The 20,890-nt window shown below is 68.3% G+C and carries 23 protein-coding genes; 8 read left to right on the top strand and 15 right to left on the bottom strand.

All coding sequences use genetic code 11. The features are described from left to right. The first annotated feature begins 85 nt into the window (after positions 1 to 85). Positions 86 to 1,039 carry a hypothetical protein gene (locus O5K39_RS00990; RefSeq protein WP_271145448.1) on the top strand — a complete coding sequence of 318 codons (954 nt, stop codon included), beginning with the start codon at positions 86 to 88 and terminating at the stop codon, positions 1,037 to 1,039. Between the two features lie 6 nt (positions 1,040 to 1,045). Here O5K39_RS00990 and O5K39_RS00985 read toward each other — a convergent pair whose 3' ends face one another. Beyond that, positions 1,046 to 1,561, bottom strand: coding sequence for a DUF2306 domain-containing protein (locus O5K39_RS00985; RefSeq protein ID WP_271145447.1), 516 nt, complete (start codon positions 1,559 to 1,561; stop codon positions 1,046 to 1,048). Between the two features lie 197 nt (positions 1,562 to 1,758). On the opposite strand from O5K39_RS00985, the gene O5K39_RS00980 reads away from it, so the two are divergent. Continuing rightward, positions 1,759 to 2,625, top strand: coding sequence for a hypothetical protein (locus tag O5K39_RS00980; protein WP_271145446.1), 867 nt, complete (start codon positions 1,759 to 1,761; stop codon positions 2,623 to 2,625). On the opposite strand, the gene ilvA is transcribed toward O5K39_RS00980, so the two are convergent. The 8 genes from ilvA to O5K39_RS00940 form a co-directional block, all read right to left on the bottom strand. Then, on the bottom strand, positions 2,622 to 4,145 hold the full coding sequence (gene ilvA / locus O5K39_RS00975; protein ID WP_271145445.1) for a threonine ammonia-lyase, biosynthetic: 1,524 nt from the start codon (positions 4,143 to 4,145) through the stop codon (positions 2,622 to 2,624). The genes O5K39_RS00980 and ilvA overlap by 4 nt on opposite strands. 310 nt (positions 4,146 to 4,455) lie before the next feature. Continuing rightward, positions 4,456 to 5,577, bottom strand: coding sequence for a peptidoglycan DD-metalloendopeptidase family protein (locus tag O5K39_RS00970; RefSeq protein WP_271145444.1), 1,122 nt, complete (start codon positions 5,575 to 5,577; stop codon positions 4,456 to 4,458). A gap of 41 nt (positions 5,578 to 5,618) precedes the next feature. After that, a complete protein-coding gene (gene rlmH, locus O5K39_RS00965) occupies positions 5,619 to 6,083 on the bottom strand; it encodes a 23S rRNA (pseudouridine(1915)-N(3))-methyltransferase RlmH (protein WP_271145443.1) in 465 nt (154 codons plus the stop codon). Between the two features lie 169 nt (positions 6,084 to 6,252). Further along, a complete protein-coding gene (gene rsfS, locus O5K39_RS00960) occupies positions 6,253 to 6,696 on the bottom strand; it encodes a ribosome silencing factor (protein ID WP_271145442.1) in 444 nt (147 codons plus the stop codon). A gap of 125 nt (positions 6,697 to 6,821) precedes the next feature. After that, entirely contained in the window at positions 6,822 to 7,484 is a 663-nt protein-coding gene (locus tag O5K39_RS00955) for a nicotinate-nucleotide adenylyltransferase (protein WP_271145441.1), read from the bottom strand. Between the two features lie 116 nt (positions 7,485 to 7,600). After that, the gene (obgE, locus tag O5K39_RS00950; RefSeq protein ID WP_271145440.1) at positions 7,601 to 8,653 is read right to left on the bottom strand and encodes a GTPase ObgE; all 1,053 of its coding nucleotides are present in this window, start codon (positions 8,651 to 8,653) and stop codon (positions 7,601 to 7,603) included. Positions 8,654 to 8,916: 263 nt separating this feature from the next. Then, positions 8,917 to 9,141, bottom strand: coding sequence for an alkylphosphonate utilization protein (locus O5K39_RS00945; protein ID WP_271145439.1), 225 nt, complete (start codon positions 9,139 to 9,141; stop codon positions 8,917 to 8,919). A gap of 9 nt (positions 9,142 to 9,150) precedes the next feature. Further along, positions 9,151 to 11,208, bottom strand: coding sequence for an NAD(+) synthase (locus O5K39_RS00940; protein WP_271145438.1), 2,058 nt, complete (start codon positions 11,206 to 11,208; stop codon positions 9,151 to 9,153). Positions 11,209 to 11,414: 206 nt separating this feature from the next. Between O5K39_RS00940 and ftsY the strand changes: the two genes are divergently transcribed. From ftsY to O5K39_RS00920, 4 genes are all read left to right on the top strand, one after another. Then, positions 11,415 to 12,368 (top strand): signal recognition particle-docking protein FtsY, encoded by a 954-nt coding sequence (gene ftsY / locus O5K39_RS00935; RefSeq protein ID WP_271145437.1) that lies wholly within the window; start codon positions 11,415 to 11,417, stop codon positions 12,366 to 12,368. Beyond that, on the top strand, positions 12,369 to 13,049 hold the full coding sequence (locus O5K39_RS00930; protein ID WP_271145436.1) for a septation protein IspZ: 681 nt from the start codon (positions 12,369 to 12,371) through the stop codon (positions 13,047 to 13,049). Positions 13,050 to 13,200: 151 nt separating this feature from the next. Then, a complete protein-coding gene (locus O5K39_RS00925; protein WP_271145435.1) occupies positions 13,201 to 13,836 on the top strand; it encodes a MarR family transcriptional regulator in 636 nt (211 codons plus the stop codon). Between the two features lie 90 nt (positions 13,837 to 13,926). Beyond that, on the top strand, positions 13,927 to 14,100 hold the full coding sequence (locus tag O5K39_RS00920) for a hypothetical protein (RefSeq protein WP_271145434.1): 174 nt from the start codon (positions 13,927 to 13,929) through the stop codon (positions 14,098 to 14,100). Between the two features lie 24 nt (positions 14,101 to 14,124). Here O5K39_RS00920 and O5K39_RS00915 read toward each other — a convergent pair whose 3' ends face one another. The 5 genes from O5K39_RS00915 to dapE are packed head-to-tail and all read right to left on the bottom strand — an operon-like array spanning position 14,125 to position 17,107. Continuing rightward, the gene (locus O5K39_RS00915; protein ID WP_271145433.1) at positions 14,125 to 14,346 is read right to left on the bottom strand and encodes a hypothetical protein; all 222 of its coding nucleotides are present in this window, start codon (positions 14,344 to 14,346) and stop codon (positions 14,125 to 14,127) included. 51 nt (positions 14,347 to 14,397) lie between these two features. Further along, positions 14,398 to 14,979, bottom strand: a complete 582-nt coding sequence (locus O5K39_RS00910) for a DsbE family thiol:disulfide interchange protein (protein ID WP_271145432.1) — start codon at positions 14,977 to 14,979, stop codon at positions 14,398 to 14,400. Beyond that, on the bottom strand, positions 14,976 to 15,134 hold the full coding sequence (gene ccmD, locus O5K39_RS00905) for a heme exporter protein CcmD (RefSeq protein WP_271145431.1): 159 nt from the start codon (positions 15,132 to 15,134) through the stop codon (positions 14,976 to 14,978). The genes O5K39_RS00910 and ccmD overlap by 4 nt, the downstream gene beginning before the upstream one ends. Before the next feature lie 4 nt (positions 15,135 to 15,138). After that, positions 15,139 to 15,858 (bottom strand): heme ABC transporter permease, encoded by a 720-nt coding sequence (locus O5K39_RS00900; RefSeq protein WP_271145430.1) that lies wholly within the window; start codon positions 15,856 to 15,858, stop codon positions 15,139 to 15,141. A 10-nt stretch (positions 15,859 to 15,868) separates the two neighbouring features. After that, the gene (gene dapE, locus O5K39_RS00895) at positions 15,869 to 17,107 is read right to left on the bottom strand and encodes a succinyl-diaminopimelate desuccinylase (RefSeq protein ID WP_271145429.1); all 1,239 of its coding nucleotides are present in this window, start codon (positions 17,105 to 17,107) and stop codon (positions 15,869 to 15,871) included. A gap of 65 nt (positions 17,108 to 17,172) precedes the next feature. Between dapE and O5K39_RS00890 the strand changes: the two genes are divergently transcribed. Both O5K39_RS00890 and O5K39_RS00885 read left to right on the top strand, forming a co-directional pair. Then, positions 17,173 to 17,664 (top strand): cupin domain-containing protein, encoded by a 492-nt coding sequence (locus tag O5K39_RS00890; RefSeq protein WP_271145428.1) that lies wholly within the window; start codon positions 17,173 to 17,175, stop codon positions 17,662 to 17,664. Next, a complete protein-coding gene (locus O5K39_RS00885) occupies positions 17,661 to 18,953 on the top strand; it encodes an MFS transporter (protein ID WP_271145427.1) in 1,293 nt (430 codons plus the stop codon). Before O5K39_RS00890 ends, O5K39_RS00885 begins: the two co-directional genes overlap by 4 nt. Positions 18,954 to 19,373: 420 nt before the next feature. On the opposite strand, the gene hisS is transcribed toward O5K39_RS00885, so the two are convergent. Further along, positions 19,374 to 20,885 carry a histidine--tRNA ligase gene (gene hisS / locus O5K39_RS00880; RefSeq protein WP_271145426.1) on the bottom strand — a complete coding sequence of 504 codons (1,512 nt, stop codon included), beginning with the start codon at positions 20,883 to 20,885 and terminating at the stop codon, positions 19,374 to 19,376. Positions 20,886 to 20,890 lie beyond the last annotated feature (5 nt).

Genomic DNA, 20,890 nt, shown 5'->3' with positions numbered 1-20,890 from the left:
GTGTGAGCCGGGGCTCGACCCCATTCGGTGACGGGTTTAGACTGATCTGACGGCCGGGGTACGCCCGGCCGACGAGGATGCCGCCATGCTGATCGCCGCGCTCGCCGCCCTGGCCTTGTCCGCACAGCCTGTCCCGGCCGCTGCGCCGCCGCAGGTCGATCCGGACACCCCGTTCCAGCTCAATGACCTCGAGGTCACCGGACGCCGGCTCGAAAACCTGGTGCATGATTTCGTGGTCGATGTCGGGGCCCCGGTGCGCAACCGCGACCTGGCCCGCTGGAGCCGCAGCGTCTGTCCGGGCACGGTCAATCTGAGGACCGCAGAGGCGCAATACTTCATCGACCGGATCGCGCAGACCGCGATGAGCGTGGGCCTGAATCCCGCAGGGCCAGGCTGCGACCCCAATGTCATCATCATCTTCGCGGTGGACGCCGACCCCGTGACCCAGGCCTTCGTCGCCCAGGCGCCGCGCCGGTTCGTCAGCGGCGGATCGGGCACCGATCGCGGCCGCACCCAGCTTGCGAAGTTCCAGACCACTGACGCCCCCGTCCGCTGGTGGCATTCCAGCATGCCGGTCTTTTCCGACACCGGCGAGCGCGCCACCCGCCTGCCCGGCGATATCATCGGCAATGGTGCGGGCGTCGGCGGCCAGGACACGACCTTTGCCTATGCCCCCTCGGTGCGGACCACGGTGTCGTCGCGGCTCCGCAGCGAGATCGTCGACAACCTGTCCAAGGTCTACATCGTCGTCGATGCGGGCAAGCTTGAGGGCACCACGCCGGATCAGCTGGCGGATTATCTGAGCTTCCTGGCCTTGGCCCAGGTCGATCCTGAGGCGGAGACGCGGGGCTATGCCACCATCCTGAACCTGTTCGACGATCCGCAGGGCACGCCGGGCCTGACTGACCTGGACAGGGCCTATCTGAACGGGCTCTACAAGTCCGAGCGGAACCTGGGCAATGCGGGCAGCCAGACCCAGGAAGTCGCGAACTCCATCGTTCGCGCCCACCACGCGATCAGGGCGGCCCAGGGCGAATAGGCTCCTTCAGCCGAAGACGATCTTCCACATCAGCCGGCCGGGCGCGAAGGTGAACAGGCCGGCGATCAGCAGGCCGCCGACGAACAGGCCGGTCATGCCGCGCCGGTGCGACTTGATGTCGTGACGTCTGGCGGCGAACACGGCCATGGGCAGGGCGATCACGGTCCAGCCGCTGAGCAGGTGGATCCAGGAAAAGGTCCCGCTGGTCCGGATGAAGAAGGAGCTGATCGCCACGGTCGCCATGGCGATCACCCAGGACCAGCCGAGCGTCCGGTGCAGGGTGTTGCCCTTGACGCCGAGCAACAGGACGGTGCCGATCAGAAGGGCCGACAGGGCGGCGCCGACATGCAACTGGATCACCACCGGCTGGGCGGCCAGCAGGGCCAGGTCCGGGGCATGGGGATGCGACCACAGAGGCAGCAACCCGGCCTGTGCCAGCGCGACCCAGGCCGCCACGACGAGGATCAGACCGATGCCGGCGAGCGGCCAGGGACGGAGCAGGGGACGGGTGATCGAGGACATGGCGAGCTCCGGATGAGGGGATGCCCCGGTGTAGGGCCGCGGGGCGCGTCGTCATCCGCGATTGCGCGATCGGTCGGCCCGGATGCGCCGATGGCAGGGCGGTGCTGCTGGCGATGCGTGAACGAACAGGTGCGGCTCGCAATGGCGGGCGTCTCGCATTAGCGTGCGGGAAGGACAGGGTCGTGGGGAGGTCTCCGATGGGTGGTTTCGGATCTGGACGCGGCGGGGTCGCGATGTTGGTGGCGGCGGCGATCTGCGCGCCGACGCTGGCCTTCGCCCAGGACGATGACTGGGAGTTCGGCGAGGATGCGGCCCGGCAACTGACTGTCGCGACGGTCCGGTACGATGGCGGCAAGGCGGTGGTGGCGCAGTGTCAGGCGGGAGCTCTGAAAGTCGTCCTCGTCGGCCTGCCGGCCTCGACCGAGGTGATCCGTACGCTGTCGGCATCGCGTGCCGACGGAAGGACCGACGTTCAGACCTGGGCGGCCCAGCCCGGCGCGACCGTGTTCACCAGTCTGGTTTCCGGACGTGACGCGCGGTTTCTCAGAGGCGGCGGCCTGTTCGAGGTTCGCACCGCACCGGGAGCGCCGGCACCGATGCGGGCCAGATTTGACCTCCCGACCGAGAATGCCAATCTCGACCGCGTCCTTGTGGCCTGTGGCTATGGGGTCAGCGATGAGCGGGACCAACTCGTGCGCGCCGGCCCCGATCTGAAGACGGAGTGGGAGGCGGAGCACGCCGATGACCGTCCCAATCAGCGCCAGCGGAGCCGCAGCATCAGCGGTACAGCCCGACGCCAGGAGCGGCCCGAGACCCCGCCTGCCCCGCGCGTACCGACGCCCGTGGACATCAGCTGTATCGTGCGTGACGCCGCCTATGCCGATTGTCGGGCCGAACACGCCCCGACAGCTGTCTCGGCGCGAATGGATGAGCGGATTCGCATGATCACCGGGGTCAAGCTGGAACGGACGAGCGCAGCGGCCAACGAAGGTCGGGTTGTCTATCCCGGGTCCGATGGCGTCGCCCCGCTCATTCAGGTCATTCGAGAAGAGCTCATCGGCTAGACCCCGTCCAGGAACAGCCGGCTGGCCGGGTTGTCGGTTTCGTCGACGTACGGGTAGCCGAGGTCGTTCAGGGCTTCGGTGAGGGCGTTCAGTTCCGAAGGCGGGACCTGGATTCCGGCCAGGACGCGGCCGACATCGTCGCCATGGTTGCGATAGTGGAACAGGGTCAGGGCCCAGGCGGGCTGGAGCGCATTCAGGAAGCGCAGGAAGGCGCCGGGGCGTTCGGGGAACTGGAAGCGCAGGATGCGTTCGCCCTCCAGTCCCGCCGCACGGCCGCCGACCATGTAGCGGACGTGCAGTTTGGCGGTCTCGTTGTCGCTCATGTCCTCGACGCGGTAGCCCGAGGTCTGGAGGGTGGCGATCAGGTCTTCCTTCTCGTGCGGGCCGCTGCGCAGGGCGACGCCGACGAAGAAATGGGCCGCGCCGTCCGGGGCCCAGCGATAGTTGAACTCGGTCACCGACCGGCCGTCCAGCAGGCGCAGGAACCGGGCATAGGCACCGCGTTCGTCGGGCAGGGCGACGGCCAGCAGGGCCTCGGCCCCCTCGCCGATCTCGGCCCGCTCGGCGATGTGGCGCAACCGGTCGAAATTGACGTTGGCCCCCGAGTTGATGGCGATCAGGGCGGCGTCATTGTCCGTGCACGGATTCAGCGCGGCCCAGGCCTTGAGCCCAGCCAGGGCCAGGGCCCCGGAGGGCTCGGCGACGGCGCGGCTGTCGTCGAAGATGTCCTTGATCGCGGCGCAGATCGCGTCGGTGTCGACCAGGATGATATCGTCCAGCAGGTCCTTGCACAGGCGGAAGGTCTCGTCGCCCGCGCGCAGCACCGCCACCCCGTCGGCGAAGACGCCGACGCTGTTGAGGGTGACCACCCGGCCGGCGTCGATGGCGGTCTTCATGGTGGCGGCATCGACCGGCTCGACCCCGATGACCCTGGTCTCGGGCCTCAGGAATTTGACGATGGCGGCGACGCCCGACGCCAGGCCCCCGCCGCCGATCGGCACGAAGACGGCCTCGATCGGACCGGAGTGCTGGCGCATGATCTCCAGCCCCACCGTGCCCTGGCCGGCGATGACCTCCGGGTCGTCGAAGGGGTGGACGAAGACGGCGCCGGTTTCAGCCTCGATCGCGCGGGCGTGGGCATAGGCCTCGTCGAAGGTTTCGCCATGCAGGACGACATTGCCGCCGCGCGCCCTGACCGCCGCCACCTTGATGGCCGGGGTGGTCACAGGCATGACGATGGTCGAGACCGCGCCGCGCCGGGTCGCCGCCAGGGCCAGGCCCTGCGCGTGATTGCCGGCCGAGGCGCAGATCACGCCGCGCGCCAGGGAAGCCGCGTCCAGCCCGGCGACCTTGTTGTAGGCCCCCCGGATCTTGAACGAGAACACCGGCTGCAGGTCCTCGCGCTTCTGCAACACCGGCCGACCCAGGCGTGCGCTCAGGCGCGGCAGGGGATCGAGCGGGCTCTCGATCGCCACGTCATAGACGCGGGCGGTCAGGATGCGGCGGACGGTGTCTTGCATGGGTCGTGTTCTGGAAGGCGGTGCGGCGGCGTGTGCGCGTGATTTCTGACCGGTCTTCTAGCGGTTCGCGCAAGAAATGCTGCATCAAAGTGGTGCGTAGAGATCAGAGAGGGAGGGTGAATCGAGAATCTTCTTCTCCCGCGCAGCGGGGGAAGTGTCGCGTCGATCGCGAAGCGATCCAGCGACGATGGGGGCAGTGTCATGCAGGGCGAAGAAGTAAGACTTCCCCCATCGGTCCTGGTCTCGCTTCGCTCGACGACGGACCGCTTTCCCCCGCATGCGGGGGAAGAACATCGCCATCTGAATACCGCTACTGGAGCCAGCGTCCCGGATCGATGGGGCGGTCCTCGCGGCGGAGTTCGAAATAGACCTCGCCGTCGGTGGCGGCCTTGCCCAGGCCCTGGCCGTCGGAGACGCGGGCACCGGTCTCGACCGAGACGCTGTCCAATCCCGCCAGGACGACGCGCCAGCCGGGGCCGAGATCCAGGATCACCACCTGGCCCCAGCCGTTGAGGGGGCCGGCGTAGTCGACGACGGCGGAGGCGGGGGCGGAGACGGTGCGGCCGTCGCCCTTCCAGCGCAGGCCGGTCGATCCGTCGCCGAAACCGCCGCTGGGCAGGCCGGGCAGGGGCGAGGTCAGGCGGGCGCGACCGCCGGGCAGGCGGGTTGCGACGGGCTCCGCGTCCATGTCGGGCGCTGATCCGACGGTGCCGCCCAGAGCCCGGATGCGGGCTTCCAGCACGGCGGCGGCGCGCTCGCTGCGCTGGGCGTCGGCGCGCAGCACGGCCAGCAGGGCGGTCTTGCGTGTGCTCAGGGCCTCGATCTCGCCGCGCCGGTCGCCCTGGGCGCTCTCGACGGTCAGCAACCGTTCGCTGGACAGGACGGCGAGGCGGCGGATGCGGGTAATCTCGGCCTGACGATCCGCCAGAACCCGGGCGCGGCGGGCGAGCTCCGGCGTCATGGCGCGCATCAATATGGCGGCGCGGACCGTGTCCACGGCCTTGTCGGACGGGATCAGCAGGGGTGGCGGCGGGCGCCGGCTCATCATCTGCAGGGCCGACAGCAGCCGGCCCTGCACGGCGCGCTCCCCCGACAGGTCCGCGACAAGCGCCGTCTCCTGGCGCGCCAGTTCGGACAGGCGGGCGCGCTGGGCGTTCAACTGGGCGTCGTCGGTATCTCGGGCCTGGCGCAGGGCGGACAGCTGGCGCTCCAGTGCCGCCAGTTCTGTCTGTGCGTCCACGGCGTCGGCGCGCAGCCGGCGGGCGCGAACCTGTTCGTCACGATACTCGGCCTGGAGCGAGCGCAGGTCGGTGGGTTGGGTGTCTCCGGTCTCGAGGGCCTGATCCTGGGCACGCAGGCTCGCGGCCGGACCGACGGCGAGCAGGATCAACAGGGTGGTGGCGACCAGCTTTCTCATCGTTGTCTGGCCCATGACCTGTTCCGAAAACCGCAGACACTTTTCGGGGTCATGGGCTAATCGCGATGATAGGGTGATCCGGCCAGGATCGTCACGGCCCGATAGATCTGTTCGGCCAGCATGGCGCGGGCCAGGGCGTGGGGCCATGTCTGGGGCCCGAAGGCCAGTGTCGATCCGGCCGCCGCCAGCACACTGGCGTCCAGCCCGTCGGCACCGCCGATGGCGAAGACCAGCCGCCGCTCGCCGCGATCTCTGAGCAGGGCGATGTGGTCGGCGAAGGCGCGGCTGGAATACGCCTTGCCCCGCTCGTCGCAGGCGATCAGGTGTGCGCCCTCGGCGGCGGCGAGGATCAGTTCGGCCTCGGGGGCCTTGCCGGGCTTGCGGGGGTCAAGGTCGATCAGGTCCAGCGGGCCGAGGCCGAGTGCGCGGCCCGACAGGCCGGCGCGCTGGGCGTAGTCGGCGGCGAGGGTGGCCTCGGGGCCCCGACCCGGCTTGCCGATGGCGAGGATGGAGATTTTCATCGGTTATCCTTCTCCCCTTGCGGGAGAAGGTGGCCGAGCGGAGCGAGGTCGGATGAGGGGTCGCACTGTCGCGACAGCTCAGGCGCCGGCTCTCGACCCCAATGTTCAGTGTGACCCCTCATCCGTCAGCCTTCGGCTGCCACCTTCTCCCGCAAGGGGAGAAGGAAACCTAGACCGCCGTGGGTGTGCGGTGGGCGCTGTCGACGGCCCAGATCTTTTCGATGTTGTAGAACATCCGCACCTCGGGCCGGAACAGGTGGATGATGACATCCTCGGCGTCGATCAGAACCCAGTCGCAGTGCGGCAGGCCCTCGACCTTGGCCTTGCCCAGGCCGTGTTCCTTGAGGGTGCGCAGCAGGTGGTCGGCCAGGGCGCCGACGTGGCGGTGCGACCGACCCGAGGCCACGATCATGGTGTCGGCCATGGGCGACTTGCCCTTGAGGTCGATCAGGACGATGTCCTGGGCCTTGTCGTCGTCGAGCTTGGCGAGGATGGCGGTTTCCAGGGCATTGCTGCCCGTCGGAAGCACGCCGCGGTGCTCACCGGATTGGGGACCGTCGAAACCCGAAGCCTCTTCCCCGTCTTCGGCGTGGATGGGCTCGAAATCGTCCATCTCGTGGGCCGTGTTGGAAACGGCGTCGTCTTGCGTATCGTACGCGGGCGAGGGGGTCAGCGGAGGGCTCCGGGGTGGTGACTAAAGCGGGTGTCTAGCACAGATGGGGCCCGGGGTCACGTGACTCAAGCGGAGCCGGTCCGGGCGGCCCTGCGGATGGCGGTCGAGGAGCTGAGATTCAGCGGCGCCGTCAGATAGGTCCAGGCCGGGGCGGACATGTCGGCCAGCACCCTGGCCTCGTCCGAGGAGACCCGAAAACCGGCGAACCGGCGCGCCGCCGGGGCCGCGCGGCTCTCCAGCATAGAGCCCGGCCGGGCGACCACCGCGACGGGCATCATCCGCATGATGTCGGTCCAGCCGCGCCAGCGATGGAAGCTTTCGAGATTGTCCGAGCCCATCAGCCAGACGAAATGCACATTGGGATACCGGGCCTTGAGCGTGCGCAGGGTGTCGATGGTCCAGGTGGTGCCGGCGCGGGTCTCGAAGTCCGAGACGACCATCGCCGGGCCGTGGGCGTGGGCCCGGGCCGAGGCCATGCGATCGGTCAGGGGCGCGGTCTCATGCCGGCCCTTCAGCGGGTTCTGGGGCGAGACCAGCCAGACGACGCGATCGAGTTGCAGCCGGCTCATGGCCGTTTCGGCGACATGGGCGTGGCCGTCGTGGGCGGGGTTGAACGACCCGCCGAACAGGCCGACCCGCATTCCGGGCGCGAGGTTCAGCCCGTCGCGCAGGGCACCGGCGCGGGGGCCGGACGTCTGTGGCGCGGGACCGGCGTGGAAGAAGGACAAGGCGGTCGGCGCTCGGCGTTACGAGAAGGGCGGCTTATGCTCAGTCTTGCGCTAACACGCCGGGAACGGACTGTCGCGTCAGATTCCTTGACGCGGTGCAGCAGAGACGGACGCGTTCAGGGGGCCCAGCCCGCGGCGGTCGAAGGGATCACGTCGCCCTCTTCGTCGATCTCGCCACGGTTCTTGCGCACCTCGGCCCAGGCGGCACGCAGCAGTTCGGACACGCCTTCGCCCGAGACGCCCGAGACCAGCATCGGCCGCTTGCCGGATGCGGCCTCGAGCTCGGCGGCCTTGGCCTCGCGTTCGTCGGGGGACAGGGCGTCGATCTTGTTCAGCGCCAGGATCTCGGTCTTGTCGGCCAGGCCCTCGCCATAGGCGTCGAGCTCGCCGCGAATGATGCGATAGGCGCCCGCGACATCGTCCTGGGTCCCGTCCACCAGATGGATCAGGGAGGCCGAGCGTTCGACGTGGCCCAGGAACCGGACGCCCAGCCCGGCACCCTCGGACGCGCCCTCGATCAGGCCGGGGATGTCGGCGATGACGAACCGTTCGCCCGGCGACAGATCGACCATGCCGAGGTTGGGTGCCAGGGTGGTGAACGGATAGTCGGCGATCTTGGGCCGGGCCGCCGAGGACGCCGCCAGGAAGGTCGACTTGCCCGCGTTGGGCAGGCCCGCCAGACCGATGTCGGCGATCAGCTTCAACCGCAGCCAGATCCACATCTCCTGGCCTTCCTGGCCCGGATTGGCGTGGCGGGGCGCCTGGTTGCCCGGCCCCTTGAAGCGGACATTGCCCCAGCCGCCGTTGCCGCCGCGCAGCAGACATTCGCTCTGGCCGATCTCGACCATGTCCAGCACGACCGTCTCCTTGTCCTCGCCCAGCACCTGGGTGCCGACCGGGACCTTGAGCACCACGTCCTCGCCCTTGGCGCCGTGCATCTGGCGGCCCTGGCCGTGGTGGCCGGTGTCGGCCTTGAAATGCTGGCGATAGCGATAGTCGATCAGGGTGTTCAGCCCCTCGACCGCCTCGATCCAGACCGAGCCGCCGTTGCCGCCGTCGCCGCCATCCGGGCCGCCGTTGGGGATGAATTTCTCGCGCCGGAACGAGACGGAGCCTGCCCCGCCGTTACCGGAACGGATGTAGATCTTGGCCTGGTCGAGGAATTTCATCGGGGAGACTTTTCAGGGCGCTAACGCTCGCGACGCGGTCGCTCGCTGCTTGAGCGCAGGCCCTATAGCCGAAGAGAGCGGCGATTTACAGGCGGACGGGTTTCCTTCTCCCCTTGCGGGAGAAGGTGGCAGCCGAAGGCTGACGGATGAGGGGTAGTTCGGTGTCGACCGTGAGTGCTTTCGACGCCCACATCAAAGATCGGCGCGACCCCTCATCCGACCTCGCTTCGCTCGGCCACCTTCTCCCGCAAGGGGAGAAGGAACTATGCTTTCCGGACGAACTCGGTCCGGAGGACAAGGCCGCGCACCTTGTCGACATTGGCCTCGATCTCGGCTTCGTCGTCGGTCAGGCGGATGTTCTTGACCAGGGTGCCGCGCTTCAGCGTCACCCCGCCCGATCCCTTGACCTTGAGGTCCTTGATCAGGGTCACGCTGTCGCCGTCGGCGAGAAGGTTGCCGTTGGAATCCTTGGTCGGGGTGTCGGTCATCCGCGCCCCTTACGCCTCCGGAACATTCGCGTCGAGTTCATCCAGCCAGACCCGCGCATTGCCGTCCGACGGCGCGCGCCAGTCGCCGCGGGGGCTTAAAGATCCGCCGGTGACGACCTTGGGGCCGTTGGGCAGGGCCGAGCGTTTGAACTGGCTGGTCTGGAAGAAGCGGATCAGGAATTTGCGCAGCCAGGACTTGATGGTGGCCAGGTCGTACTCGACCTTCTCCGCATCCGGCGTGTTGATCGGCCAGGCCCCGCGCGCGGCGTCGCCCCAGGCCTGATGGGCCAGATACGCGACCTTCGACGGCTTCAGCCCAAACCGGGTGATGTAGAACAGGAAGAAGTCGTTCAGGGCATAGGGGCCGACGGTGGCCTCGGTGGACTGGATCTTCCCGTCCGCGCCGGCGGGGACCAGTTCGGGCGAGATTTCGGTGTCGAGGATGGCGTTCAGGGTGTCGGCGGCGCTGGCCATGTCGTCGCGGCCCGCGACCCAGCGGATCAGGTGCCGGATCAACGTCTTCGCCACCCCGCCGTTGACGTTGTAGTGGCTCATGTGGTCGCCGACGCCATAGGTGGCCCAGCCCAAAGCCAGTTCCGACAGGTCGCCGGTGCCGAGCACGAAGCCCTGGTTCTGGTTCGCCAGCCGGAACAGATAGTCGGTCCTCAGACCCGCCTGCACGTTCTCGAAGGTGATGTCGTGAACGGGCTGGCCGTCCGCGAACGGATGGCCGATGTCCTTCAGCATCTGTTCGGCGGCGGGACGGATGTCGAGTTCGGCCCCGGTGACGCCCAGCGCCGTCATCAGGCTCCAGGCATTGGATTTCGTGCCGTCCGAGGTCGCGAAGCCCGGCATTGTGTAGGCCAGGATGTCCGTCCTCGGCATCTGGAGCCGGTCGAAGGCGCGACAGGCGACCAGCAGGGCCTGGGTCGAATCCAGCCCGCCCGAGACGCCGATGACGATCTTTTTCGAGCCCGTCGATTTCAGGCGCCGCATCAACCCCTGCACCTGGATGTTGAACGCCTCGTAGCAGTCCTGATCCAGCCGCGCGGGATCGTCGGGGACGAAGGGGAAGCGGTCGAGGGGGCGGAGGAGAGGGAAATCCGCGGCTTCAGAAGAGCCGTCGAAGCCCAGCGGCATGAAAACATCCTGTTCCAACTCCATGCGGGAGCAGTCGGCAAACGTGCCCGTGCGAAGACGCTCAAGGCCGATGCGGTCCACATCGACGTCGGCGATCGTCAGGTGGGATTCCATCGAGAAGCGCGGACCCTCTGCGAGTTTCGCACCCAACTCATGAATGGTGGCTTGACCGTCCCACGCCAAATCGGTGGTGCTTTCACCCCAGCCCGAGGCCGTGAAGACATAGGCGGCCATCGCCCTCGCCGACTGGCTGGAGCAGAGCAGGGCCCGGTCATCTGACTTGCCGATGACGATGTTGGACGCCGACAGGTTCAGCAGTATTCGGGCCCCTGACAGCGCCTGGCGCGTCGACGGCGGAAGGGGGGCCCAAAAGTCCTCACAAATTTCGACGCCGAAGATGAATCCGGGTCGGTTCTCCGCCGCGAAAATTGTGTCGAGCCCAAAGCCGGCCCAACCATCGCCAATGGAAACCGTTGAAACGAGCGGGTCGCGTCGGGTCGCCGGGCTGAACCACCGCTTCTCGTAGTACTCCCGGTAGTTCGGAAGATAGGTTTTCGGAACGACTGACAGAACCTTGCCGTTCGCCAACACGACGGCGCAGTTGTAGAGCCGATCCCCGTTCTTGATCGGCGCTCCAATCACGGCGACCACGCCGGTTTCTGCCGTGACCTTCGCCAGTTCAAGGATCTGCCGCTCCACCTCCTCCAGCAGGGCCCCCTGCATGTGAAGGTCGTCGATGGCGTAGGCGCTGAGGCTCAGTTCGGGGAAGACGATCAGATCGACGCCCTGCTCGCCCGCCTGACGGATCAGGGCCTCGTGTTCGGCGGCGTTGGCTTTCGGGTCGGCGATGTGGACCACCGGGGTCGCGGCGGCGACGCGGACGAAGCCGTGGGTACGGGCGGAGTAAAAAGGATGGGTCTCGGGCATAATCAGTTCCGCTCATCCCGGCGAAAGCCGGGAGCCAGTGCTTTTGTAGGGCACGGCGTGTGGGATCGCCACTGCGTGCAACTTGATCGTCTCATCGCCCAAAGACCTGGGTCCCGGCTTCCGCCGGGATGAGCGGATATTTCACGGATGGTCTGATTGTCACTCCGAACGTGACCTTTGATCCGGTGATGTCTAAAGCCCTGCCTATGAACGATACCCCCAAGAAGGGCTGGTTCCAGCGTCTGTCGGACGGTCTGGCCCGGTCCTCCAAACAGATCACCGAGACGGTCGTCGGCGGCATGACGAAGGAGCCGCTCGACGAGGCGGCGCTGGAGCGGCTGGAGGAGCATCTGCTCGAGAGCGATCTGGGCCCCGCCGCCACCGACCGGATCGTCGAACGCTTCCGTGCCCTGCGCTTCGGCAAGGTGTCGGACGAGCGCGAGGTCAAGGAGGCGCTGGCGGAAGCCGTCGCGGCCGAACTGTTGCCGCGTCAGGCGACGTTCGATCCCCTGGGACCCGACGGCGTGGCGGGCGGCATCAAGCCCTATGTGGTGCTTTTCGTCGGCGTCAACGGCTCGGGCAAGACCACGACTCTGGGCAAGATCGCCGCCGACCTGACGGGCAAGGGCGCCAAGGTGATGATCGTCGCCGGCGACACCTTCCGCGCCGCCGCCCGCGAACAGCTGAAGGTCTGGGCCGAACGTGCCGGCGCCGATTTCGAGAGCCGCCGCGACGGCGCCGACCCCGCCGGCCTGGCTTTCGACGCCTATACCAAGGCGCGGGCCGAGAACTATGACGTGGTCCTGATCGACACCGCCGGGCGGCTGCAGAACAAGTCGGCCCTGATGGACGAACTGCTCAAGATCGTGCGGGTGCTGAAGAAGATCGAGCCGGAGGCGCCTCACGAGACCCTGCTGGTGCTCGACGCCACGGTGGGGCGCAACGCCCTGGCCCAGGAGCAGATCTTCGGGCGCACCGCCTTCGTCTCGGGCATCGTGATGACCAAGCTGGACGGTACGGCACGGGGCGGGGTCCTGGTGCCCGTCGCCCAGGCGTCGGATGCGCCGCTGAAGCTGATCGGGGTCGGCGAGGGGATCGAGGATCTGCAACCCTTCGACGCTCGTGCGTTCTCTCGTTCACTGGTCGGGCTGGAGGACTGAATGAGCGAGACCCATGCAACGGCCAAACATCCCACCTGGGTGCGCCAGGTGGTGGATTTCGGGGCGCTGGCGGCGTTCGCGGCGGTGTTCCTGTTCTTCCGGCTGAGGGGGATGCCGGGCTCCGAGGCCCTGGTCCAGGCGACCTGGGGGCTGGTGGCGGGATCAGCGGTGGCCATCGCGGTCGGGCTGCTGGTCGAAAAGCGCCTGGCCCTGATGCCGCTGCTTGTCGGCGGATTCGCCCTGGTGTTCGGGGTGCTGACCCTGGTGTTCCAGGACGACCTGTTCGTGAAGCTGAAGGTGACGGTTCTGAATGCGTCCCTGGCCGTGGCCCTGCTGGGCGGGGTCTGGCTGAAAAAGGAGCCGTTGAAGGCGCTTCTGGGGTCGGTCATTCCGGTCAACGACCGGGCATGGCGCATCCTGACGATCCGGTACGGATTCTTTTTCGCGGCGGTCGCCATTGTGAACGAACTTGTCCGATCCGAGGCCCTGGTGGGCTGGGCGACCGGGCGGCTGGGCATGACCGATGTCGATCCCGCCGATGTCTGGGTCAGCTTCCGCGGCGTGCTGTGGATCGCCTCGTCCGCCTTCGGACTGGCCAATGTGCCGCTGATCATGAAGAACTTGGTGTCGGACGCCCCGGTCGACGCGACCGCGCCGATCGAGCCAGAGGTGATGCCCTAGAGGGCGGCAGCGCGCTCAAGCAGCGAGGCTCCGTGAGCCGAGCGTAGCGCGGCGCGAAGCGCCACAGGCAAAGCTGTCGCGAAACCGTAAAGCCTCGCTGATAACCCTCCGTCCACGGTAGAGGCATAGTTTGTCTCAGGGGAAATCGACCATGGTGAAGTCCGGCAAGTCGAAGCGCAGCGGGGCCTTGGCCGAATCGCCCAGCCACCTGATGCATCGGGTGCTGCAACTGGCGCTCGACATCTATTCCGAGGAAGCCGGCCCCGACGGCCCGACCCAGCGCCAGTTCGCGGTGATGGAGGCGGTGTCGGCGAAGTCGGGCCTGACCCAGACCGATCTGGTGCGCGCCACCGGCATCGACCGCTCGACCCTGGCCGACCTGGTGGCCCGGATGACCACCAAGGGGCTGCTGGAGCGTGAGAAGTCGACGATCGACGCACGCGCCAAGGCCGTGAAACTGTCAGACGCCGGAACGGCCCTGCTGGAGGCCGCGCGGCCCCGGGTCGAGGCGGCCGACCGGCGCATCCTGGCCCTGCTGCCCAAGGGCAAGCGCGATGGGTTCATCGAACTTCTGTCGGATCTGGCCAATGCAGCCGACGCCGCCCCTGATCTGGCCAAGGCCGAGGCCAAGGCAGCCAAGAAGGCCCGCAAGGCTGAGAAGCTGGCGCGCAAGGCGGACGGCATCGACAAGGCTGCGGCCGGTGCCACTGAGGTCCGGCCCGTCAAGAAGGACAAGAAGCCCAAGAAGGCGAAGGCGCCGGTCGTCGCCGTCGAGCCCGTTTCCTGACGTCAGGCCCCGAACGGCTCAGGCTTTACAGTCGGGCGCGATGGGTACAGATTTCCTTTCAGGCCGCCGAAGAGCGGTCGGGAGGTTACGATGGCTGTGCTCGACTGGATCGTCGATTTCGTGTCGCCTGGAGTCTGTCGGTCGCGACCGGGTGAGCCCCGGATCCTGGCGGTCGATATGTGCCCGGTGACCTATGGCTACTGGTTCGTCGAGGAAGACGCCGAGCCGGCGGTGACCGAGGCCGAGGCCGCGCCCGTCAACTGACGCCGGCCTTGTCGGCGCGGACGTTCAGACCCTGATATCGAGAAGACTGCCGGGCCGGGCGGGGCGATCGCCCTGCGCGGCTTTTGGCGTTTCGGCGGCCGGGACGGGAGCGGCCGGCGTCTGTGCATAGCCGCCGACCTGGGCCATGGCGGCGCGGAAGAAGTCGGCCTGGGCCGCGCGGACGGCCGGGGCGGCACCCTGTGACGGGGCCGGAATCGCGGGCAGGTCGGGACGGATCGTGCTCATGCGCTATGGTTAACGTGCGCCGGGCGGAAAAGGGTTAACGGAAAGGCCGGCCTATTCCGCCGGCCGCGACCGCTCGGTCGCCGTGGGCGGCAGGCGGGGCGGGGCCACGAGAGCCGCGACAAGGCGGTCGACGTCGGCGTCGGTCAGCAGCGGTCCCGACGACTTCGCCACGACCCGCCCCATGGCGTCCACCGCGAAGCTTTCCGGCACGCCGGAGACGCCGAGATCGAGACCGGCCCGGCCCTCGCGATCGACCAGGACCATCGAATAGGGATCGCCCAGTTCGTCGAGGAAGGCCTGGGTCGCTTCGGGCTCGTCCTTGTAGGCGACGCCGACGACGGCGATGCCGCGCGCCTTCAGCGCCAGCAGCCGGGGATGCTCGATCCGGCACGGCGCGCACCAGGACGCGAACAGGTTGACGATCATCGGCCGTCCGACCCCGGCGGTGCGGATGTCCACGTTCTGAGGCCCCGCCACGCCGTCGGCGAGAATCGGCAGGACGGTCTCGGGCACCGTCTGGCCGACGGCGGCGTCGGGCTTGTAGGCGGGATCGCGCTTCAGCGACCAGCCGATGAACAGGGCGGTCAGGGCGACCAGCACGACCAGCGGAACGATGGCAAGCCAGCGGTTCACGACTCACTGTCCTCTTTGTCGAGCGTGCGAAGTTCGGCCTTCCAGCGCCGCGCGGCGACGGCGACGCGGGCGACCAGGCCGGCGAGAACCAGGGCGCTGATGCCCCAGGCGGGCCAGACAAAGGCGGCGTAGGGGGTCATGTCGAGATCGGGCATGGCTTCAGGCTCCTGCGGCAGCGCGGGCGCGCAGGGTCAGGACACGGCGGCGGGTCACCTCGGTACGAATCGCCGTCAGCCAGATGGCCAGGAACAGGGCACCGTAAGCGGCCATCATGGTCAGGAGCGGAGTTAGGAAGACCGGATCGAGGCTGGAGCCTCCCGCGCGCAGCAGCGACGCCGGCTGATGCAATGTGTTCCACCAATCGACCGAGAACTTCACGATCGGCAGGTTGATCAGCCCGACCAGACCCAGCACGGCGGCCGCGCGCCCGGCCTTGGTCTCGTCGTCGATCGACGAACGCAGCGCCATATAGCCGAGGTAGAACAGGAACAGCACAAGCACGCTCGTCAGCCGCGCATCCCAGACCCACCACGTCCCCCACATCGGCTGGCCCCAGAGCGAACCGGTAATCAGGGCCAGGGCCGTGAAGGCGGCACCCGGCAGGGCGGCGGCGCGCGCGGCGGCGTCGGCCAGCGGATGGCGAAACACCAGGGCGAAGAAGCTGGACACGCCCAACGCCGCATAGACCATCGTGCCCAGAGACGCCGCCGGAACGTGGACGAACATGATCCGCACGGTGTCGCCCTGCTGATAGTCCCCCGGCGCGGTGAAGCTGAGCCAGGTTCCGACGGCCAGCAGCACGGCGGCGACCGCCCACAGCCACGGGACCAGCGGGCCGGTGAAGCGCATAAAGCGGGCGGGGTTGGCGAGGCCGAACATGGCGGTTCGCTTACGCGCCACGCCCCTCAGCGGCAAGCGCGCCGGTGGTCGCGGCGGTCGCCCCCGAAGTGCCGAGCACAGACTCGATGATCCTTCGATAAGTGCCGGTCAGGGCCACGATCTCTTCCACCGGAACCCGTTCGTCGAACTGGTGCATGGTCTGGCCGACCAGGCCCAGCTCCAGAACCGGGCACATGGCGCGGATGAAGCGGGCGTCGGAGGTGCCGCCGGTGGTCGAGGCCTCGGGCCGGCGACCCAGCTCGGTCTCGACCGCGTCCTGGACCGCCGTGACGAAGGGTCCGTGCGGGGTCAGGAAGGCCTCGCCGGAACACATGTGCTCGAGCGTGATCTCCAGCCCGCTCTCGGCCGCGACCCTGGCCGCCTCGGCATCCAGATGCGCGATCAGGCCGTCGCCGGTCTGGGCCGGGTTGAAGCGGATGTTCAGCCGGGCCTTCGCCTGGGCCGGGATTACATTGGTCGCGCCGTTGCCGATGTCGATGGTGGTGATCTCCAGATTCGACGGCTGGAAGGCCTCATAGCCCTCGTCGACGACCCAGGCGTCCAGCCGGGCCAGCAGCCGGACCAGCACGGGTGCCGGATTGGCCGCCCGGTGGGGATAGGCGACGTGCCCCTGCCTGCCATGGACGGTGATCCAGGTGTTCAGCGAGCCCCGCCGGCCGATCTTGATCATGTCGCCCAGCAGGTTCTGGGACGACGGCTCGCCGACCACGCAGGCGTCGATGACCTCACCCTCGGCGATCAGGGTCTCGACCACCCGCTTGGTGCCGTGCAGGGCCGGGCCCTCCTCGTCGCCGGTGATGAGGAAGGACAGCGACCCCCCCGGTTCACCGTCGGCCAGCACGGCGGAGACCGCCGCGACCCAGGCCGCGATGCCGCCCTTCATGTCCGCTGCGCCCCGCCCGTACAGGATCCCGTCGCGGATCTCGGCCTCGAACGGATCGGCGGACCAGCCGGCCTCGGCACCCGTGGGCACCACATCGGTATGGCCGGCGAAACACAGGTTGGGCGAGGCTGTCCCGCGCCGGGCATAAAGGTTCTCGATCCGGGCGTGGACGCCTTCGCCCCCCGGGCCCTCGAACGGCATCCGGCGGCAGGTGAAGCCCAGCCCTTCCAGCACTCGCTGCAAGACGTCCATGGCCCCGGCGTCGGCGGGGGTCACCGACGGGCGGCGGATCAGGACCTGCGTCAGTTCGACAGGATCAATGACAGGAGTTGATGCGGCGCTCATGGACCTATGCTTTAGGGACCTTACGCGACTGCGAGAAGGCCCTGACGGCCGGGAAGGGGACGCCGATGCCGAAGATCGATCTGGATGCGGCCCCGACCGGGCACGGAACCTCCTATCCCGACGCCTTCGCCGGGCCATGTCTGCCGCGCCGTCGCTGGCGGCTGGGCGATGCGGCGGGGCTGGACCAGTTCGGGGTCAATCTGTTGCGCCTGCCGGCCGGGGCCTGGTCGAGCCAGCGGCACTGGCATCTGACCGAGGACGAGTTCGTCTGGGTGGTGTCAGGCGAGGTGGTGCTGGTCGAGGGCCTGGAGGACGAGCCCATGACCGAGACGGTGCTGGTCGCCGGCGACTGCGCCGGGTTCAAGGCGGGCGTGCCGAACGGCCACCGGATCGAGAACCGATCGTGTGCCGAGGCGGTTCTGCTGGAGGTCGGGACGCGCAACCCGACCGGCGACGGGGCCGACTACCCCGGTATCGACATGGTCCTGCCGCTCGGCGCGGACCGCTATTTCCACCGGGACGGGACGCCGTACCCCAAGCATGATCGGCGCACGTGAGTACCGAGACACTCGAGACCGGCTCTGCCGTCCCACCCCTTCCGCCTGCACCGCCCGAGGGCCCCGCAAGCCCGTGGGGCATTCGCGATTTCCGTCTGTTGTGGTTCGGGCGGGTGGTCGCCGTGCTGGCGATCCAGATCCAGTCCTCGGCCCTGTTGTGGCAGGTCTATGAGATCGCGCGCCGGGATCATCCGGTCGAGCAGGCCAGCCTGTATCTGGGCCTGGTCGGCCTTTGCCAGTTCCTGCCTCTGCTGGCCTTCACCCTGCCCGCCGGGGCCATGGCCGATCGGCGCGATCGCAAGATGACGGTGTGGATCTCGGTCCTGGTCGAGGCCAGTTGCGCCCTGAGTTTCCTTCTGATGGCGCTGCACGGCGATCCTCCGCTGTGGGGCCTGCTTGCCGTTGCGGCCCTGTTCGGGGCGGCACGGGCCTTTCTTGCCCCGGCCAGCCAGGCCTTCCTGTCCATGGTGGTCGGACGTCGCGCCCTGCCGCCGGCCATCGCGGCCCAGGCCATCGCCTTTCAGGTCGGGGCCATCGCCGGTCCGGCCCTGGGCGGGGTGATCGTCGGGGTCAATGTGCCCCTGGCCTATGCGGTGTCGCTGAGCCTGTTCCTGATGGGGGTGGCGGCCTTCATCATGATCCGCACCGGCGGCAAGCCCGCCCCCCAGACCAACCCCCTGTCACCGCTCGAATCGGTCAAGGAGGGGCTGGCCTATGTGTGGCAGACCAAGGTGGTGTTCGGGGCGATCTCGCTGGACCTGATCGTGGTGCTGATGGCCGGTGTAGCCCTGCTGACCCCGATCTTCGCGCGAGACATCCTGCATGTGGGCCCCGAAGGGTTCGGCCTGCTGCGGGCCTCGTTCGGCGTCGGGGCCATGGTCGTGGCCATCTATCTTAGCCGCTTCCCGATCGTCAGGCATGGCGGGATCTGGATGTTCGCGGCCGTGGCCGTATTCGGCCTGGCCACCCTGACGTTCGGCCTGTCGCGGATCGTCTGGCTGTCGGCGGCGGCCCTGTTCGTCGGCGGGGCGGCCGACATGATCAGCGTCAACATCCGCCAGACCCTGATCCAGCTGGCCACGCCCGATCATATGCGCGGCCGGGTGTCGTCGGTCTCGATGCTGTTCATCGGGGCGTCCAACGAACTGGGCGAGGCCTATTCGGGGGTCATGGTCCGCATCCTGGGCGCCGTCGGGGCGGCGGTGGTCGGAGGGATCGGCGCCCTGGCCGCCACGGGAATCTGGTCCGCGATGTTCCCGGGTTTGCGGAAGGCGGACAGGCTGGAGTGATTCTCTCCCTCCCCGTTGTGGGGAGGGAGCGCGAGCATCAGCGAGCGCGGGTGGGGAAGTGCAGGGATCGCACTCCGCACGTTCGGACCCCACCCTGGCTACGCTTCGCTACGCCGTCCCTCCCCATGAAGGGGAGGGAGAATGCGCTCGAGCAGCGAGGCTCCGCGAGCCGAGCGACAGCGTCTCACGATGAGTCCAAACAAGCGTCCAGGCGCGAAAAAGCCCGCTGCGGGGGATACATCGCAGCGGGCTTTCACGCTCTCTGTGGAGCGGACGTTTCCTCCCCGAAACGCCTCCATTCAGCGTTTGTGCGCTTCCGCGCCTCGCCGTCCGGTGTGAGGGGAAATGACCCCAACGGCCGTGTGGGGTCAATCTAGGCCCAAGCGAAATCAGGCGCTTTTGTGAGTAATCGTCGATAACTCATCCGTGAGACGAGGTATTTATCGAAGGTTCGTCGATAATCGTGCGAATGGTTCTCACGAGGTCGGTGCGGGCCACTGTCGACTGTCCGGGACGCGCCGCTTTCCACGCCTCGTTGTCGGCCACACCCGCCGCCAGGATGCGTCCGGCATCCAGATCCTTGATGGTCACCTGACCGGCCGCGATCTCGTCGCCGCCCAGCATGACGGCCGCTGGCGCGTTCCTGCGATCGGCATATTTCATCTGGGCCTTCATGCCCGCGCGACCGAGATAGAGCTCGGCGGCGATGCCGGCGTTGCGCAGTTCCGCCACCGCATCGAGGTAGTGGGCCATGTCGTCCTGCGAGAAGACGATGACCACCACGGGCCCGCGCCGCGCCGCATCCGTGCGCCCCGCTGCGCGCAGGGCCGAGGCCAGGCGCGAGACCCCGAACGAGAACCCGGTCGCCGGGACCGACTGGCCGGTAAAGCGCGCGACCAGGTCGTCATAGCGCCCGCCGCCGCCGATCGAGCCGAACCGCACGGGACGGCCCTTGTCATCCGTGGTGTCGAGCAGCAGTTCGGCCTCGAAGACGGCCCCCGTATAGTATTCCAGACCCCGCACGATGGTCGGGTCGAAGCGGACCTGATCCTGGGCCACGCCCATGGACGTCAGGGCGGTGTCGATGCCGGACAGTTCGGCCAGCGCCGCCTCTCCGGCCTCACCAAGGCCTCCGGTCGCCGCCACGGCGCCCAGCGTCTGGGCCCGCGTCAGGGTCGGGTCGCCGGCGCAGGCCAGAAAAGCCTGAATGGTCGAGGCGACCGAGGCCGGCAGCCGGGCCCCCTTGGTATAGTCGCCGCTCTCGTCCAGTCGCCCTTCGCCGAGCAGGGCCGAGACCCCCTCCCAGCCCAGCCGGTCGAACTTGTCCACGGCGCGCAGGGCCGTCAGCCGCTGGACCGGATCGGTGACGCCGCCCGCGTCGAACAGGCCGTCGAACAGTTTGCGGTTCGAGACGCGGACCACGGCCTGACCATCCTCGAGACCCGCTGCCTTCAGGCCCGCACAGGCCATGGCGATGATCTCGGCGTCAGCCTCGGGGCGGTCGGAGCCGACGGTGTCGGCGTCGCACTGCCAGAACTCGCGGAACCGGCCGGGGCCGGGCTTTTCGTTGCGCCAGACGGGACCGAAGGCATAGCGGCGGAACGGCTTGGGCAGGGTCTCCCACTGCTCGGCGGCGAACCGGGCGAGCGGCGCGGTCAGGTCGTAGCGGAGGGCCATCCACTGATCGTCATCGTCCTGAAGCGCGAAGACGCCCTCATTCGGACGGTCGGCGTCGGGCAGGAATTTGCCGAGCGCATCGGCGTATTCGAACGCGCCGGTCTCCAGTGGTTCGAAGCCCCAACGCTCGTAGACCTCCGACACTCGGGCCACGATCCGGCGCTGGGCGACCAGGTCGGTGCCGCGGCGGTCTGCGAACCCTCTGGGGGCGCGGGCTTCGGGGCGTGGGGCGGCGGGGGTGGGGGCGTCGGTCATGGCCG

This window comes from Brevundimonas sp. NIBR10 (genome assembly GCF_027912515.1).
In the GTDB taxonomy this organism is placed as follows: domain Bacteria; phylum Pseudomonadota; class Alphaproteobacteria; order Caulobacterales; family Caulobacteraceae; genus Brevundimonas.
This window is presented reverse-complemented; position numbering and strand designations above follow the sequence as displayed.